26 protein-coding genes are annotated in these 13,242 nt (G+C 42.4%); 21 read left to right on the top strand and 5 right to left on the bottom strand.

The window, feature by feature from the left end; genetic code table 11:
- Nucleotides 1-35 precede the first annotated feature (35 nt).
- The 3 genes from NQZ91_04700 to NQZ91_04690 are packed head-to-tail and all read right to left on the bottom strand — an operon-like array spanning nt 36 to nt 1,225.
- Complete coding sequence (locus tag NQZ91_04700; protein ID UUM58671.1) at nt 36-233, bottom strand: hypothetical protein; 198 nt, start codon at nt 231-233, stop codon at nt 36-38.
- Between the two features lie 53 nt (nt 234-286).
- Nucleotides 287-670 (bottom strand): ImmA/IrrE family metallo-endopeptidase, encoded by a 384-nt coding sequence (locus tag NQZ91_04695; protein UUM58670.1) that lies wholly within the window; start codon nt 668-670, stop codon nt 287-289.
- Nucleotides 671-676: 6 nt separating this feature from the next.
- The gene (locus NQZ91_04690) at nt 677-1,225 is read right to left on the bottom strand and encodes a helix-turn-helix domain-containing protein (protein UUM58669.1); all 549 of its coding nucleotides are present in this window, start codon (nt 1,223-1,225) and stop codon (nt 677-679) included.
- Nucleotides 1,226-1,241: 16 nt separating this feature from the next.
- On the opposite strand from NQZ91_04690, the gene NQZ91_04685 reads away from it, so the two are divergent.
- The 19 genes from NQZ91_04685 to NQZ91_04595 all read left to right on the top strand — a co-directional run bounded on the left by NQZ91_04685 (nt 1,242) and on the right by NQZ91_04595 (nt 11,814).
- Entirely contained in the window at nt 1,242-1,442 is a 201-nt protein-coding gene (locus tag NQZ91_04685) for a helix-turn-helix transcriptional regulator (protein ID UUM58668.1), read from the top strand.
- A 70-nt stretch (nt 1,443-1,512) separates the two neighbouring features.
- The gene (locus NQZ91_04680; GenBank protein ID UUM58667.1) at nt 1,513-1,647 is read left to right on the top strand and encodes a hypothetical protein; all 135 of its coding nucleotides are present in this window, start codon (nt 1,513-1,515) and stop codon (nt 1,645-1,647) included.
- A 227-nt stretch (nt 1,648-1,874) separates the two neighbouring features.
- Nucleotides 1,875-2,093, top strand: a complete 219-nt coding sequence (locus NQZ91_04675) for a hypothetical protein (GenBank protein ID UUM58666.1) — start codon at nt 1,875-1,877, stop codon at nt 2,091-2,093.
- Nucleotides 2,094-2,368: 275 nt separating this feature from the next.
- Nucleotides 2,369-2,653 carry a DNA-binding protein gene (locus tag NQZ91_04670; GenBank protein ID UUM58665.1) on the top strand — a complete coding sequence of 95 codons (285 nt, stop codon included), beginning with the start codon at nt 2,369-2,371 and terminating at the stop codon, nt 2,651-2,653.
- The gene (locus tag NQZ91_04665) at nt 2,650-2,922 is read left to right on the top strand and encodes a hypothetical protein (GenBank protein ID UUM58664.1); all 273 of its coding nucleotides are present in this window, start codon (nt 2,650-2,652) and stop codon (nt 2,920-2,922) included. Before NQZ91_04670 ends, NQZ91_04665 begins: the two co-directional genes overlap by 4 nt.
- Nucleotides 2,912-3,061, top strand: a complete 150-nt coding sequence (locus NQZ91_04660; protein ID UUM58663.1) for a hypothetical protein — start codon at nt 2,912-2,914, stop codon at nt 3,059-3,061. Before NQZ91_04665 ends, NQZ91_04660 begins: the two co-directional genes overlap by 11 nt.
- Before the next feature lie 10 nt (nt 3,062-3,071).
- Nucleotides 3,072-3,416: a hypothetical protein gene (locus NQZ91_04655; protein ID UUM58662.1), complete on the top strand. Its 345-nt coding sequence runs from the start codon at nt 3,072-3,074 to the stop codon at nt 3,414-3,416.
- On the top strand, nt 3,413-3,601 hold the full coding sequence (locus NQZ91_04650; protein ID UUM58661.1) for a hypothetical protein: 189 nt from the start codon (nt 3,413-3,415) through the stop codon (nt 3,599-3,601). The genes NQZ91_04655 and NQZ91_04650 overlap by 4 nt, the downstream gene beginning before the upstream one ends.
- Nucleotides 3,598-3,927, top strand: a complete 330-nt coding sequence (locus NQZ91_04645; protein ID UUM58660.1) for a hypothetical protein — start codon at nt 3,598-3,600, stop codon at nt 3,925-3,927. The genes NQZ91_04650 and NQZ91_04645 overlap by 4 nt, the downstream gene beginning before the upstream one ends.
- Nucleotides 3,927-4,601, top strand: a complete 675-nt coding sequence (locus tag NQZ91_04640) for an AAA family ATPase (protein UUM58659.1) — start codon at nt 3,927-3,929, stop codon at nt 4,599-4,601. Before NQZ91_04645 ends, NQZ91_04640 begins: the two co-directional genes overlap by 1 nt.
- The gene (locus tag NQZ91_04635; GenBank protein ID UUM58658.1) at nt 4,594-6,033 is read left to right on the top strand and encodes a DEAD/DEAH box helicase; all 1,440 of its coding nucleotides are present in this window, start codon (nt 4,594-4,596) and stop codon (nt 6,031-6,033) included. Before NQZ91_04640 ends, NQZ91_04635 begins: the two co-directional genes overlap by 8 nt.
- Nucleotides 6,034-6,035: 2 nt before the next feature.
- A complete protein-coding gene (locus tag NQZ91_04630) occupies nt 6,036-6,506 on the top strand; it encodes a DUF669 domain-containing protein (protein ID UUM58657.1) in 471 nt (156 codons plus the stop codon).
- 16 nt (nt 6,507-6,522) lie between these two features.
- Nucleotides 6,523-8,073: a phage resistance protein gene (locus tag NQZ91_04625; protein UUM58656.1), complete on the top strand. Its 1,551-nt coding sequence runs from the start codon at nt 6,523-6,525 to the stop codon at nt 8,071-8,073.
- Nucleotides 8,074-8,350: 277 nt separating this feature from the next.
- Nucleotides 8,351-9,223 carry a bifunctional DNA primase/polymerase gene (locus NQZ91_04620; protein UUM58655.1) on the top strand — a complete coding sequence of 291 codons (873 nt, stop codon included), beginning with the start codon at nt 8,351-8,353 and terminating at the stop codon, nt 9,221-9,223.
- The gene (locus tag NQZ91_04615) at nt 9,204-9,569 is read left to right on the top strand and encodes a VRR-NUC domain-containing protein (protein UUM58654.1); all 366 of its coding nucleotides are present in this window, start codon (nt 9,204-9,206) and stop codon (nt 9,567-9,569) included. The genes NQZ91_04620 and NQZ91_04615 overlap by 20 nt, the downstream gene beginning before the upstream one ends.
- Nucleotides 9,523-9,768, top strand: a complete 246-nt coding sequence (locus NQZ91_04610) for a DUF3310 domain-containing protein (protein ID UUM58653.1) — start codon at nt 9,523-9,525, stop codon at nt 9,766-9,768. Before NQZ91_04615 ends, NQZ91_04610 begins: the two co-directional genes overlap by 47 nt.
- Nucleotides 9,750-10,046 carry a DUF1372 family protein gene (locus NQZ91_04605; GenBank protein ID UUM58652.1) on the top strand — a complete coding sequence of 99 codons (297 nt, stop codon included), beginning with the start codon at nt 9,750-9,752 and terminating at the stop codon, nt 10,044-10,046. Before NQZ91_04610 ends, NQZ91_04605 begins: the two co-directional genes overlap by 19 nt.
- Nucleotides 10,043-11,302: a DNA cytosine methyltransferase gene (locus NQZ91_04600; protein ID UUM58651.1), complete on the top strand. Its 1,260-nt coding sequence runs from the start codon at nt 10,043-10,045 to the stop codon at nt 11,300-11,302. The genes NQZ91_04605 and NQZ91_04600 overlap by 4 nt, the downstream gene beginning before the upstream one ends.
- 332 nt (nt 11,303-11,634) lie before the next feature.
- Nucleotides 11,635-11,814: a hypothetical protein gene (locus NQZ91_04595; protein ID UUM58650.1), complete on the top strand. Its 180-nt coding sequence runs from the start codon at nt 11,635-11,637 to the stop codon at nt 11,812-11,814.
- 56 nt (nt 11,815-11,870) lie between these two features.
- Here NQZ91_04595 and NQZ91_04590 read toward each other — a convergent pair whose 3' ends face one another.
- Both NQZ91_04590 and NQZ91_04585 read right to left on the bottom strand, forming a co-directional pair.
- Nucleotides 11,871-12,221, bottom strand: coding sequence for a type II toxin-antitoxin system PemK/MazF family toxin (locus NQZ91_04590; GenBank protein ID UUM58649.1), 351 nt, complete (start codon nt 12,219-12,221; stop codon nt 11,871-11,873).
- Complete coding sequence (locus tag NQZ91_04585) at nt 12,205-12,420, bottom strand: AbrB family transcriptional regulator (GenBank protein UUM58648.1); 216 nt, start codon at nt 12,418-12,420, stop codon at nt 12,205-12,207. The genes NQZ91_04590 and NQZ91_04585 overlap by 17 nt, the downstream gene beginning before the upstream one ends.
- Nucleotides 12,421-12,493: 73 nt before the next feature.
- Here NQZ91_04585 and NQZ91_04580 point away from each other — a divergent pair, with 73 nt between their 5' ends.
- Entirely contained in the window at nt 12,494-12,697 is a 204-nt protein-coding gene (locus NQZ91_04580; GenBank protein UUM58647.1) for a hypothetical protein, read from the top strand.
- Nucleotides 12,694-13,224, top strand: a complete 531-nt coding sequence (locus NQZ91_04575) for a helix-turn-helix domain-containing protein (protein ID UUM58646.1) — start codon at nt 12,694-12,696, stop codon at nt 13,222-13,224. The genes NQZ91_04580 and NQZ91_04575 overlap by 4 nt, the downstream gene beginning before the upstream one ends.
- The last annotated feature ends 18 nt before the right edge of the window (nt 13,225-13,242 follow it).

The raw sequence follows: 13,242 nt of genomic DNA, 5'->3' as shown, positions 1-13,242 counted from the left end.
ACTCAAAGTTTGGTCGCGGAGAGTGTGGGGATTTTTTATTTTGTTTTAAAGGTATTTCCACATGACTGACAATGCCAATTATTTTTTCCTTTTTTACCGACTAATCCGAGCAGGATTAAAGGCCATGCAATCAAAAATCCAATACATCCAACAAGGCCATTAAAGCCTTTTTTATCTTGATTCATAAACTGTACTTGACTACTTCCACAACGTGGGCAACGTTTTACTGCCATAATAACAATCTTCCTACCCTGCTTTTATTCGTGGTTCAGGGGAGCACGTATTTTTAATTAACTAAATTATTAAACTCCTCAATCACCATAGTCTCATTGACTGTGGTTTTTAAGTCGTATTTTTCCATAAAGCGAACGTAATTAAATTCTCTGACATCGTCCATCAAGGCCAATTCTTCTTTGACCAGGTAATGAATCATGTTTCTATCTGCTTGCAATTCATACTGTTCGCGTCTTCGGTCGTATTGGGTCGGATCGTGGTCTTCATGGCCCATTTCATGGTAGATAACTTTCTTATGTTGGATTTCATCCAAATAGGCGTCAACTGCAATCATGTTCGCACGCTTGTTGTATATGCCTTTCTTGTCCGTATCTCTACCGTCAAAATAGACCAAATCAATGCCACGCTCGGCGCAGACTGATTCTGGTGTCATCATAGGCAACTATTCCTTATCTCTGTTTTTCATGCGAGTTTCAAGGATTGAGGCAATGAGGTCGATGTCTTCATTATTGAGAGGCATGCCGTCATAAGACATGGACTCGGCTGCCATTTCCTTGAAGTCGATTGTGGGGGTGGTGTCTTTTGTTGGAGTGTCACTAATTTTTCCATGAAGAATGTAGTCTGTGGAAGTATCTAGCATTTCAGCCAATAAAATTAGTTTTTTGCCAGTTGGCAAATTCACTCCACTCTCCCATTTTGAAATTGTGCTTTGAGATTTGTAACCAAGTTGATTAGCTATGTCTAATTGCTCGAACCCTCTCATTTCTCTCAGCTCTCTAATTCTTTGCCCTACTTCAGGGTATTTTATCTTTGCATCAGCCATGGTTTTTACCTCTCTGTTCATAGGTATATTATAAGTAAAAAGTGATTTAATATCAAGTGATTTTGTGCAAATACCAAAAAAAGATGAAAAAAAATCAAAAAAACGCTTGACAGATGATTTATAATCATGTATCATATAGTCAAGGTCAAGTAAATGACTTAAAATCATGTGAAAGGAGAACTGAATGGCAAAACCAAAAATCACAATTGCAGAACTTCGTGCAAAGAATAATAAGATGAGCCAGAAAGAACTTGCTTCAAAAATCGGTGTTGCTTATCAAACAATTGGAGCATGGGAAGATGACATTACAGTCATTAAAGGCGATAATCTATTAAAATTGTGCGAATTCTTTGGAGTAAGTTCGTCTGATTTACTTGGACGATAATTTTTTATAACATACATGATTTTTTATCATGTAGAAACTGCCCAACTAACAAACTAGAAAGGAGAAGGGGATGGAAGAAGAGAAAAAAGCTAACCTTGAAATTGTTACAAGGCTAGCTGGCAAGGTGATTAAGGCAACTGTTTCTGAATTACCTCATGAAGTTTCTGAGCAAGCAACGGTTGAAGTTGAGAAGAAAAATCGCTAGCTACTGCTTCAGACATAACTTGGATATACTCATTCAAGTCTGCAACTTTGAAATCATTTGGGATTTCTTTAGGTTGGTATGTATTTGCTAATTTTAGTACTACCTGTCTGAAATCTCCATCAAAGTTTATTTGAATTTGTTTTGTATCCATTTAACTTACCCTCCTTTCTGTGTTGATATACCAATTATAGCACAGGGGGAAACCAACCAAACTAGAAAGGAAGACAATGATGTCAGGAATTAAACTCATAAGAAAACGCAATAAAACAACAAATTCTCTGAAAGAGAAAGGTTTTCTAACAGTCTACGACTGCAACGAAAAAAGAACGCTTATCTTAAAAGAAGTGATGCGGTTTCCAAGGGTTACCCCACGTTGTGGTTATGCAAACAGCCATACAGTAGTTGGCTACTTGGACAAACAAGGTAATGCGGTCTTTACTGCGTAGAAAGGAGAACGACATGAGACCGAAACGATATCTGTATCAAGGGAAGAAAAAAGGACCTACCAAGCTGATGGTAGACCCTAAAGGATTTGCGAAGATTACTTTTGAAGCCATTCATGGTAGCAGTCAGTGAATACCACAGAATCAAGGAACAAAAAGAACCTGTAGAAGTCTACAAGTTCAATAATGATTCACCAAAGTAATTATAGCAAAATTTAACGCAAAAAAACCACTGCGGGAACAGTGGCTCAAATATAAACATACAAGAGGATTATATCATGGATAGCAGATTATTACAAATGGTTGATGAATTCGAATCAGCCCTAATGGATAGAGCGTTGAAGGTCATGCACGTTGTTATGGACGAAAAACGAAGATATCCAATGGAATTAAACAAGTCACAATGCTCTGAGATGCTTCTAGGAACAAAAGATACAGGGAGTTTCGATGCAAGATTTAACTGTCACAAAGACTTCCCTCGAATTCCAAACGCTCGTGAGAAGTACCCTCGTGATGCCGTTATCGAATGGTATCACGAAAATTGGAGGAGGACAGCAATATGACAGAAACTATATTTGACGCTATTGCAAGTGTATCAGTGTTTGTACTGCCGATTTTGGTAGCAGGCATTTTGGAACAGCGACAGGTGGAGAAGGAACGGAAGCGCAGGGAGTTGGCCTTGCTCCGTGAGATGGAGTTGGAAACACTCAAGTATGAAACGTGGGCGCAAGCCGAGCAGTATTACAAGACTTGCCGGAAAGAGTCTATAAAAAACAGCTTGAAACGGAACGCTCAGCAAGTAGATAAGGAGATTGCACGGTATGCAGGGTAATCGCACAACAGTTGAAATCAGTGTTGAAGAATATATTCAACTTCGGAATAAAGTAAACGACTTGCAGACAGAAAATCGGTTTTTAAGAACGATTGTTGATTCTGTGGCGGTTGTGCTGAAAAATAGTGGGGGATGGTGAGGTAGAGCTTATGACTAACGCAGAAAGAATCAGAGAATATTACAAGGAACATCCTAATGCTACATCTAGCGAAGTAGCCGAAGCATTGGGTATCAAAGAAACAACGGTTAAGGGTACTGTATCCCGAGATTGCAAACACAATCTTTGTGTACGCTTGCCAGATGGTGGTGTTGATTACACCCAACATTTCAAAATTACAGAACAGCAAGCTGAATTTCGTGAGTATGCCAAGGAAATTTTACTTGAACAGATTGAGATTTTACGTGAGGCAAATCGTAGAGAGAGCGATAGCAACCAAATTCGGCTGAACTCTCGCGAAATCAGAAATCTACTTTACGAGGTAAGCAAGCTATGACTAGACAAGATTTAATTGAATTAATGGAAAGTGATGCTGCAATTGGCATCAAGGATTTTATGGCCATGCATGATCACTACGTTGCCTGCATGATTACCCACAAGCAAGGTTACGGCCATGACCAATTGGAATACATTGCGACATATGTGAAGTTTTTGGAAAATCATTTTATGGAGGACCTATGAAGTTTTATTTAGGTGATGACAAGCGATTGATTGTCGAGCCATCGTGGGCCGACCGGTTCGACCACCAGGCTACAATCTATACTCCAGATCCAAAAACTAAAATACAGTTACGCTCTAACCGGACGGAAGTAATCGAGCAGGAAATCCGACAAGCTATCGCAGGGGTCATCAAGAAGTACCAAGCTGAAATGGCAGAATTGCCGTTAAAGGCTATATTTGACGAAAAACGCAGGCAAATACGTGAATCCTACGACACAGAACAAGCGGTCGCTGATGTATTGGATGCTAATGACTGCGCTACATTGACAGATGAGGAGTGGAAGTAATGAAGATTAAGAAAGCAAGTGAAATCGAACGGACGAAGAATTGGCGCGTCCTACTGTACGGAAAGCCAGGGCTTGGGAAAACCAGTGTTATTAAGTCTCTGACAGGCCGAACGCTAGTCTTAGACATGGACCATTCCAGTAAAGTCTTGGGTGGTACAGATAATATCGATGTCATCGAATTCGATCGAAATCATCCAACAGAATTTATGAAGACATTCCTGACCGAAGTCGATTCTCTACTCAGCGAATATGACAATCTAGTCATTGATAATCTAACCAGTTTTCAATCGGATTGGTTCGTTGAAGCAGGAAAATCATCAAAGAACGGTATTTCCAACGAATTGCAACACTACAATCAGTGGACCAACTACTTTCTGCGTGTGCTGACTACTATCTACTCTAAACCTATCAATATCTATGTGACAGCCTGGGAAGATACGCGAGAGCTGACCCTGGATACAGGACAGTTAATCACTCAGTATGTGCCACAGATTCGGTCTAATGTACTGAATCAGTTACTTGGACTGACAGATGTTGTTGGCCGAATCATGGTCAATGCTAAGAGTGGGAATCGCGGGGTTATCCTTGAAGGTTCGGAAGGAACCTATGCCAAGAATCGACTAGATGAACGGACAGCCTGTCCGATTGAGGAGCTGTTTGCATTTAATGTTTAAATTATTCGACTACCAACTAGATTTAATTGACAGGGCACGCAAGCAGATAGCTGATAAGAATATTATGATTGTCAGCCCGCCTGGAAGCGGTAAGTCCGTTGTCATATCGGAAATCATCAAACGTGCAACCGAAAAAGGGGGCAGGGTGCTGTTCCTGGTGCACCGCAAGGAGTTGATTGAACAGATAACTGGCAGTCTAACGAGGCACGAGGTCAATCTCAGCCGTGTTGACTTGCTGACAGTCGGAAGAGCGAAGAACAGGCTATCTGTTATCCAGAAACCTACGCTCATCATCACGGACGAAGGTCATCACGGTAAAGCAAGTACCTACCAGGCGATTTACAAATACTTTGAAGATGTTCCACGGTTAGGCTTCACGGCAACTCCGTGGCGCCTGAACGGGTCCGGTTTCACCGACACATACGATGTCATGGTTGAGGGTAAGTCGGTTCAATGGTTGATTGATAACCAACGGCTTGCGAATTGCAGGTATTACAGCTTACTTTCGATTGACACTTCGAAACTCAAGACCAGAAACGGAGAATACACCAATCAGTCGATTGATGAAGCGTTCGGCAAGGCTATCTATGGCGACGTGGTCAAGGAATACCGAAAACGTGCAGACGGTCAGAAAGCTATTCTATACGCTCACTCCATAGAGGCCTCTAGGAGCTTCTCTGACGAATTTAATCAAGCAGGTATAGTTTCGGTCCATGTCGATTCTAAAACGCCCAAAATCGAACGTGAGCGCATCATGCGAGCCTTTCGTGATGGTGAGATACAGGTCTTATGTAATGTGGACTTAATCAGCGAGGGCTTTGATGTACCAGACTGTTCTGTGACGATTTTATGCAGGCCTACGAAATCGCTGGTACTGTATCTTCAACAGTCCATGCGCTCCATGCGTTATCAACCTGACAAGGCAGCCATCATCATTGACTGCGTTGTCAATTGGCAGATTCATGGTCTGCCCTACACACCGCATAATTGGCAAGAGTATTTCCAGGGCGGTTGGAAGAAAGCACGGAAGACCGAAAATATCATCCAAGCGAAACAATGCCCAGACTGTTCGGCCATGTGGCCATTGAATCAATCAGTGTGTGATATGTGTGGATATAATTTCGGCGAACGTGAGCAGGCTGAAAAAGAACGCATTGAAGCGGAGTTGGTTGAAATCAAACAGAAAGAATTTCAACAGGCCCGTTTGGCAGAACAGAAATTCGGCAAGAGCCTAGCAAAGAACTGGGAAATCGCCAAAGCTCGGGCCAGCATCAAAGGTGGAAAACCACTATACAAACTACTATTTTACTATGCAGGTACAGATGTACCAGATGATGACATCATTCGCATTTCGGGTGTTTCTAGCAAGGAATACTATCGAGCTTTGCAGTGGGTCGAAAAACAAAAAAATAAAATTATTACGAGGTATTAAACATGGGATTTACAACAGACTTTTCAGATGTTAAAGAGTATCAGGAATTTAAAGAGCAGGACTACGAGATGATTGTGTTCGATGCGTACGAAGCTGAGAACAAGAATGGTAAGCCACGGGTTGTCATTGATTACGTTGTCCGAAACGATGTCCAGCAAGAGAAACAGAATGCTCACTTGTGGGATGAACAGTACCGTTCGTCGCAGACCAATAAATACCACATGGGTATTTTGATGGGTAAAGCCAAGGCGCTCGGTATCCCAGAGGGCAAGCATTACGATAGTTTTGAGGCTTTTCTCAACGATTTCAAGGGGCGCACTGCGAAGGTTCGTGTGAAACTGGAGGAATACAATGGTGAGAAATACCCGAAAGTACGTTTCACCAACGCTTCGGATGTACCGAATTCACACCACGTTTGGAAAGAACGGACGACTGCAGCAGCACCAGTTGCTGAAGATGATTTACCGTTTTAATTCTACGAGGTAATCTATGAAATCACTATCCGATTCGCTTGACCGGTTGCTTTATCAAACGGACTGGGGGTCCAGTCTGTTTGGCGAATCGGTGTTAAAAGCGGAATTAAAGAAACAATTATACAAAATCCATTATGTGAACGATAAGAACCAAGTACATTACTATTTCGAATCAACGACGGTGGAACCAAAGGACATTGGCTATTTCGCTAGTGACGGGCGCAAAACACACCGATTTATCTACGGAGATGTCTGGATGTCCAACGAAACGGACGACAACCCAGCGACTGTGAAATACAACTCCGAGAAGAATTTCCCGCCCTTCGCTAAGCTAGTCATCGACTATCTGATAGGTCGGTACACGATTTCTGATGGCTATCTCTACGATGTCAGCAATCGGCAGTTTCGAATTCTGGACGAGTATGCACTGCAAACACGCTACGGATTCAAGGATGCCAACCACATCATGGAAATCCTATCAGGTATCCATCAGTTTCTAGGCGTTAAACCAATCAATTACATCCAGGTTTATCAAATTGCAGGGCAGGATTTCATCATTGATCTGGAATCCAACGAACTACGAATCGAGCCACCCAAGCAGAATGTATCCTACTTCAAGCACTATCCTGTAAAACTATCGGATGCCCAGGCATCGCAGAAAATCGCCCAGGAATTCTTAGAGTATGTCATCGCAGACAGTCAGTCGCTTCACAACGCACAGCTTCAAGCCTACTACATGGCACAAGTCGCATGTGGTATTCGACCCAAGACCAATTTCTTCATCTCAAAATCTGGGGTACGAACGGGGAAGGGTCTTCGGCACATAGCGCTATCAGGGTTATTTAAGAAAATCGATGTCGAGCTAGACACACTAAAATCGAATGGTTTTGAGGCTCTGCAAGCATGGGCGATGTTCTCAGGCGGTGAAATGGCCCTTGCGACGGAGCAGGGTGATATTCAAGGCCTAGCGACGGAGCGGGTACTGAAGATTATCGCAACTGAACGGACACATGTTGCACGCTCAATCGGACAGAATCAGTCACTGGTTAGTCTGTCTAGTGTGCTGTGCATCGATACGAACAGGACAGTCGCGTTGTCTGATGAGATGAACGGTCGGAAGATATTGATACAGTATCAGGATAGGCCAGAAGGTGAGACAGATTTTGAACGTGAAGAGATATTCGCAAAATATTGGCAGGCCTTCACGAATCGCGACAAGTCACCGAAAATCGCTGGCAGTCTTGGGTTTCTACTGAATTCCATGGAATATTTCAAGCAACAGGATGAGATGTATCTGTGGAAGAATGTGGAAGTGTTTAATGATATTGACCTGGATGATTTCCAGATGGCGCTGATAAACGCACTGCAAGAGATTGATTTCGTGCAGAGGACTGGGAATAAGGAAGTGATTGACTTGTCAACTGCGGTGTATCGAGGTAGTAGCAGGTTGCTTGGCAAGGCCATAGCCGAAATCGGTGTTAAGGCTATCTCGAAACGAGTACAAGGGAAGACAGCCAGAGGTTATGTCATCGAAAATCATGAGCGATTTAATAAATTTATTATTTAGTATTACGTAATGTAACGAGTAAATTACACAATTTCTTTCACTTTGTGTAACACCCTTAAACCCTTGCAGGACAATGGATTTGGAGATTATTTTTCTCTCTGTTACGCAATCACTACCAAAATCAATAAAGACAATTATTGTTTAAGTTATTTATATATATAGTATATAAGGGTGGGGTAGGGCAAAATTGCGCGATTACGTAACACGAACGTCTAAAGTCCTTGATATTACTGATTTTATAAGCATAACGCAAAAATTCCGCAAAGGAGGTTTACCTGTGACATACCACGACACAGCACTAGCTTTTCTAAAAAAAGGCTACCAGGTCATTCCGTTAAGTCGAAAGACTGGTAATCCGATTATTAAGTTTAAGGATATTCCGATAACGGAAGAGATTATAAAATCGGTCAATTGGTTTAATTGTGATTATGCCCTCTTGATGCGTGGCGTGTGGGCTATCGATATTGACACTCACAATATGGATGAGACGATAGCAGAAGGGTTGAAATTTCTCTTGCGGTCGCAAAAAGCAGACTTGCTATCGGTTTTGTCTACTGACCAGAATGATTATGGCTTGGATGGGTATTCGTCAATATTGCGTAGCGAGTACAAGCGAGAACTGATTAAGAATTTCAACAACACATTTTTGGAATTGACTGCAAGCGGCGGGATGCACGTCTTATTTAGAAAGCGCGAGGATATCCCATACGCTCAAAAGATTGGAGTCATGCCTGGAATTGATATTAAGGCTAATGATAACAACTACGTGAAGATATTTCCGTCGGAAGGTCGAGAGGTCTTGCAAGCGGTCAAAGAGTTACCGTTTTATGAGGGCGAATTCGAGCAGATGGTTTTCAGGCCAAAACAACAGATAATCACACAGTATTTTAGCGAATCATTGCCAACAACCTTGAATGGTAACCATGAAGGCAAAGAGGCTTATGACCGAATCATTACTGGGACGTGGTTGAATCGGAATGATGACCTGTTCAAAGCAAGTTGCTGGGCGATTGAGAATAATCAAAGCCTTGCAGATTTAATGGTCATCGTTGGAACGATCAAGGGCAGAGATGTATTCACACAAGAAGAATTTGAACGAACAATAGAATCAGCAAGAAGGAAGGTGAATTATGTCACTATCGGAACATGATGTACAAACGCAGATCCGCATGGAATTGGCCCAACGTGGGTACCCAACTTTCCGTGCCAACGTCGGTAAAGTCCGTACGTCTGACGGACGATATTTCGATACAGGTCTACCGAGAGGGTTTAGTGACTTATTTGGTTTTAGACCTGATGGACAAATATTTTTCATTGAAGTGAAAAATGAAACAGGTCGCGTACGACCTGAGCAGGAGAAGTTTATCGAACGTATGCGAAAATTTGGTGCCTTAGCCGGTGTGGCTAGGAGTGTAGAAGATGCGTTGGATATTGTGGGAGGAAAAGCAAATGAAACCATTCGACAACATAACCAAACCAAAACACTACCAAGGTAAATATGGGCTAGAAGTAATTGATGTCGTCAGAAATTTTATCGGCAATTTGCGTGGTATGCAAGCTGCGTACTTCTTTAATACAGTGAAATACATTTTGCGATTCCAATGGAAAAATGGTGTCGAGGACCTGAAGAAAGCTCAGCAGAATTTAGGTTGGCTTATTGAGGATTTGGAGGAAAAATGCGAAAAGAAGAATTAATAGTAGTACCACTAAGCTTTGCGTTGATTGTATCATTGATTGAAGTACATAGTATGCGAAGCAAGATTGACGCCCTGGAATCCCGTGAGCCAGTCATCATCTACCAAGTCGACAACGCTGGTACAGAGATGTTTGGCAAGGTCACGGCTAAGGATGTGGTTGATAGCCATTACTATGTCGAGGTCAAGCCGTATGGTAAGTTTTTGGTGACCAGGGAGCAGTATGAAGAAATTGAAATCGGGCAGGAGATGCCTGAGTGGTTGAAAGGGCGGAAATGAAATTTTTAGATTTATTTGCTGGCATCGGTGGTTTCCGTTTTGGTATGGAACGAGCTGGACACGAATGTGTTGGCTTTTGCGAGATCGACCCATTTGCCAGAAAGAGCTACAAAGCGATACATGATACAGAAGGAGAATTTGAATTTCATGACATCACAGCAGTTACAGATGAGTCTGTTCGAGGAATCGGACGTGTGGACATTGTCTGTGGAGGATTTCCGTGCCAGGCTTTCAGCATTGCTGGCAAACGAGCAGGATTTGAAGATACTAGAGGGACTTTGTTCTTTGAGATTGCTCGGTTCGCATCTATTCTCCGACCTAAATATTTATTCCTTGAGAACGTCACAGGATTGCTTAACCACGACAACGGAAATACGTTCGAGGTTATCCTCGGAGCGTTGGATGAACTGGGGTATGATGCGGAATGGCAAGTGTTCAACAGCAAGAATTTTGGAGTCCCCCAGAACAGAGAGCGGGTGTTTATTATCGGACATCTTAGAGGAGCAGGTGGACGAGCGATATTTCCTTTCGGAGGAGATGACACAACGATTGATAGTGAACAATCAAAGATAAATAAAGTTGGTAATATCAGAAAAATGGGAAAGTCGCAGAGTGGCGATGTGGGATCTGTAGATAGTCTTGCCTCAACCTTGTGCAGCACGACAACTCAAAAAGACCCATTGACGGCACAAGACAAGCATGGGGTGATGGTTAATGATATCAAGGTCGTTGGAATCATTGAACCAAATTTTAATCAAAGCGGTTGTGTGTACGACCCAAACGGTATCGCTCCGACTATTCGGACAATGCAAGGTGGTGGGCTAGAGCCGAAAATCGTCCAACGTGGACATGGTTATAATCAAGGCGGCGAGCATGATATCTCCCCGACATTGACAAGTAATAGCTGGCAAGAAAATAACTTGTTAGCTATCAAGGAAGCAACTGCCAAAGGTTATTCCGAAGCAAAGGTTGGCGATTCAGTCAATCTGTCTCGTCCGAATTCTACGACTCGGAGAGGTCGCGTTGGCAAGCAAGTGGCCAATACACTTTTGACAGGCGAAGAGCAGGGTGTTGTGGCACCGAATTTTCGTATCCGCAAGCTGACACCTCGTGAGTGTTGGAGGTTGCAAGGTTTTCCGGACTGGGCATTTGATAGAGCCCAAGCAGTAAACAGTAATAGCCAGTTGTACAAGCAAGCTGGCAACTCGGTCACGGTAAATGTAATTGAAGCAATAGCAAAACGATTGGAGAAGTAAGATGAATCATCTTGAATACATCGAATATCTTTGTAAGCAGTATCGAAACGAAGGTCTGCCATTGGAATTGTACAATGGCAGCGTGAATAAAGCAAAAATTAAACGGTTGGGTATCGAGTTGAGGCAAACGACTATTTAGCGGAACAAGGGTTATCATACCGTGAGATAGCTGAACGGACTGGTGGGACGGTCAAAAATTTAAGAAACTATGCTTACGAGCACGGTATCAAGGTCTTACCAGAAAAAAGAAGTAAAAACCACCCTTGGATTAAAGATACAGAAATTATGTTCGCTAAAAAAGCATTGGAGAAAGGAACTTGTGGAGGAAAAAGATGAATAAACAGGAAGCGATTGGAAGAATAGAAAATAGTTACACATTAACAATTCAAGATAACCGAAGTGACGAGCTTTTGGTTACGATTATAAAGGCAGATGCCATTGATATCATCTCCCAAATCCACGAACCGCAGAAGGTTGTGGTACCGAAGTTTGTGGCGGTAGAGTTTGGATAGTGAGAGCTGAGAAACAGGAGGCAGAAAATGACTAACGAAAAAAGAGCCGTTTGGCTCTAGTCGAAAATGTAGTTGTAAAGTTGGACGACTTTTTGAAAGGTCCAAGTGTCTAGCTGGGTGATTTTGCTGGCGTTCCGTGCCCTGAAATCAAAAGTATAGAGCTGCATTGGATTGACCACACCGTCTACCTTATCAGAATGGATAGGGACAGATAAGCCACGGCTTTCTAGCGCTTTTGCTCCGTGAGTGATGGGGCAGACGGCAACAAATCCTGTCATCTGACTGTACTTGTGACTGGAGACGACAAGTGCTGGTCTACGTTTCTGGATTTCTTTTCCAAGTGATGGATCAAAGTCAATCCAGATGATGTCTTGTTTTTGTGGTATGTAATTATCCTTCATTGTCAAGTAAGACCACTCCTTCAAAGTCGTTGTCCATGATGAACGGTTCCATGTTATCAAATGGATTTGGGATTTTAGGTGCAAGCACGATGACATCATCAATGCCCTTGTAGACAACGAACTCCTTGCCTTCATCAACATTCAATTCTTTGGGGATGGTGATGGCAAGTGAGTTGCCAACTTTACGTGTTTTAACAGTATTCATGATATGTCCTCCTGTTTGTATATACTTAGTATATACAAAATGAAGAAGGAAGTCAAATAGAAAGAGGTAACTAATGACTAAAAAACTAGGTGTGCTACTGGTCGATGTGCCAGAGCCGAGGCATTGGGAATATACATTTCTGATAACTGCACTAGGAAGGTTTGCAACAATGGAATCGAGTGAGTTGTTTGATGTTAATTTTTCTGCTTACAAATGCACCCAAGAAGAAGCGAAAAAATACCCACAATTCCGTTGGGTAGCGTTGGAGGATTTATGATTAAACAGCATAGTTTTAATAAATACGCACCGAAACCTGAGGCAGAACCGTACGCAGAAGGTACGGTCAAAGACCTACGGTTGAAACTTGGTATGACCCAGAAAGAGCTTAGCGCAATAATTGGGTATTCGGAGACAACGATAATCAAATGGGAGCATTCTAACTCTGCTCCGACCGAAGTTATGCATAAATTGCAGAAGTTATACGAAGACACTAAAGACTGCATCGTAGACGACGGCATAGATATCATCGAGAAAGTCAGTTACGTCAGACATCGGCTCGGTATCTCGTATGACAAGCTCGCTCAACTGTTAGGAACTAAGTACGGCACAACCGTCAAAGCATGGATGGACGGAGTGACACCGCAGATGAAATACATGGCGGAAATCAATCGCATGTATTATGAATTAAAGAGTCAATATAAACCAAAATCACAAAAGAAAAGACCGACTTTCTGTCAGCTAGACCCACTAAACAGAACTTCGTGGAAAGCGGAAATTGAACGTCCAGTTATTGCGTGGAAATAAAAAAAGCCAGCACACTTG

The organism is Streptococcus suis (assembly GCA_024583055.1).
Classification (GTDB): Bacteria; Bacillota; Bacilli; order Lactobacillales; family Streptococcaceae; genus Streptococcus; species Streptococcus suis_V.
The sequence above is the reverse complement of the archived record's forward strand: the minus strand, read 5'-3'. Positions and strand labels throughout refer to the sequence as shown.

What these genes read in the sequence shown, in the direction of transcription:
- NQZ91_04700 (UUM58671.1), bottom strand. Translation starts at nt 233, where the DNA reads ATGGCAGTAAAACGTTGCCCACGTTGTGGAAGTAGTCAAGTACAGTTT.
- NQZ91_04695 (UUM58670.1), bottom strand. Translation starts at nt 670, where the DNA reads ATGATGACACCAGAATCAGTCTGCGCCGAGCGTGGCATTGATTTGGTC.
- NQZ91_04690 (UUM58669.1), bottom strand. Translation starts at nt 1,225, where the DNA reads ATGATTTTAAGTCATTTACTTGACCTTGACTATATGATACATGATTAT.
- NQZ91_04685 (UUM58668.1), top strand. Translation starts at nt 1,242, where the DNA reads ATGGCAAAACCAAAAATCACAATTGCAGAACTTCGTGCAAAGAATAAT.
- NQZ91_04680 (UUM58667.1), top strand. Translation starts at nt 1,513, where the DNA reads ATGGAAGAAGAGAAAAAAGCTAACCTTGAAATTGTTACAAGGCTAGCT.
- NQZ91_04675 (UUM58666.1), top strand. Translation starts at nt 1,875, where the DNA reads ATGATGTCAGGAATTAAACTCATAAGAAAACGCAATAAAACAACAAAT.
- NQZ91_04670 (UUM58665.1), top strand. Translation starts at nt 2,369, where the DNA reads ATGGATAGCAGATTATTACAAATGGTTGATGAATTCGAATCAGCCCTA.
- NQZ91_04665 (UUM58664.1), top strand. Translation starts at nt 2,650, where the DNA reads ATGACAGAAACTATATTTGACGCTATTGCAAGTGTATCAGTGTTTGTA.
- NQZ91_04660 (UUM58663.1), top strand. Translation starts at nt 2,912, where the DNA reads ATGCAGGGTAATCGCACAACAGTTGAAATCAGTGTTGAAGAATATATT.
- NQZ91_04655 (UUM58662.1), top strand. Translation starts at nt 3,072, where the DNA reads ATGACTAACGCAGAAAGAATCAGAGAATATTACAAGGAACATCCTAAT.
- NQZ91_04650 (UUM58661.1), top strand. Translation starts at nt 3,413, where the DNA reads ATGACTAGACAAGATTTAATTGAATTAATGGAAAGTGATGCTGCAATT.
- NQZ91_04645 (UUM58660.1), top strand. Translation starts at nt 3,598, where the DNA reads ATGAAGTTTTATTTAGGTGATGACAAGCGATTGATTGTCGAGCCATCG.
- NQZ91_04640 (UUM58659.1), top strand. Translation starts at nt 3,927, where the DNA reads ATGAAGATTAAGAAAGCAAGTGAAATCGAACGGACGAAGAATTGGCGC.
- NQZ91_04635 (UUM58658.1), top strand. Translation starts at nt 4,594, where the DNA reads ATGTTTAAATTATTCGACTACCAACTAGATTTAATTGACAGGGCACGC.
- NQZ91_04630 (UUM58657.1), top strand. Translation starts at nt 6,036, where the DNA reads ATGGGATTTACAACAGACTTTTCAGATGTTAAAGAGTATCAGGAATTT.
- NQZ91_04625 (UUM58656.1), top strand. Translation starts at nt 6,523, where the DNA reads ATGAAATCACTATCCGATTCGCTTGACCGGTTGCTTTATCAAACGGAC.
- NQZ91_04615 (UUM58654.1), top strand. Translation starts at nt 9,204, where the DNA reads ATGTCACTATCGGAACATGATGTACAAACGCAGATCCGCATGGAATTG.
- NQZ91_04610 (UUM58653.1), top strand. Translation starts at nt 9,523, where the DNA reads ATGAAACCATTCGACAACATAACCAAACCAAAACACTACCAAGGTAAA.
- NQZ91_04605 (UUM58652.1), top strand. Translation starts at nt 9,750, where the DNA reads ATGCGAAAAGAAGAATTAATAGTAGTACCACTAAGCTTTGCGTTGATT.
- NQZ91_04600 (UUM58651.1), top strand. Translation starts at nt 10,043, where the DNA reads ATGAAATTTTTAGATTTATTTGCTGGCATCGGTGGTTTCCGTTTTGGT.
- NQZ91_04595 (UUM58650.1), top strand. Translation starts at nt 11,635, where the DNA reads ATGAATAAACAGGAAGCGATTGGAAGAATAGAAAATAGTTACACATTA.
- NQZ91_04585 (UUM58648.1), bottom strand. Translation starts at nt 12,420, where the DNA reads ATGAATACTGTTAAAACACGTAAAGTTGGCAACTCACTTGCCATCACC.
- NQZ91_04580 (UUM58647.1), top strand. Translation starts at nt 12,494, where the DNA reads ATGACTAAAAAACTAGGTGTGCTACTGGTCGATGTGCCAGAGCCGAGG.
- NQZ91_04575 (UUM58646.1), top strand. Translation starts at nt 12,694, where the DNA reads ATGATTAAACAGCATAGTTTTAATAAATACGCACCGAAACCTGAGGCA.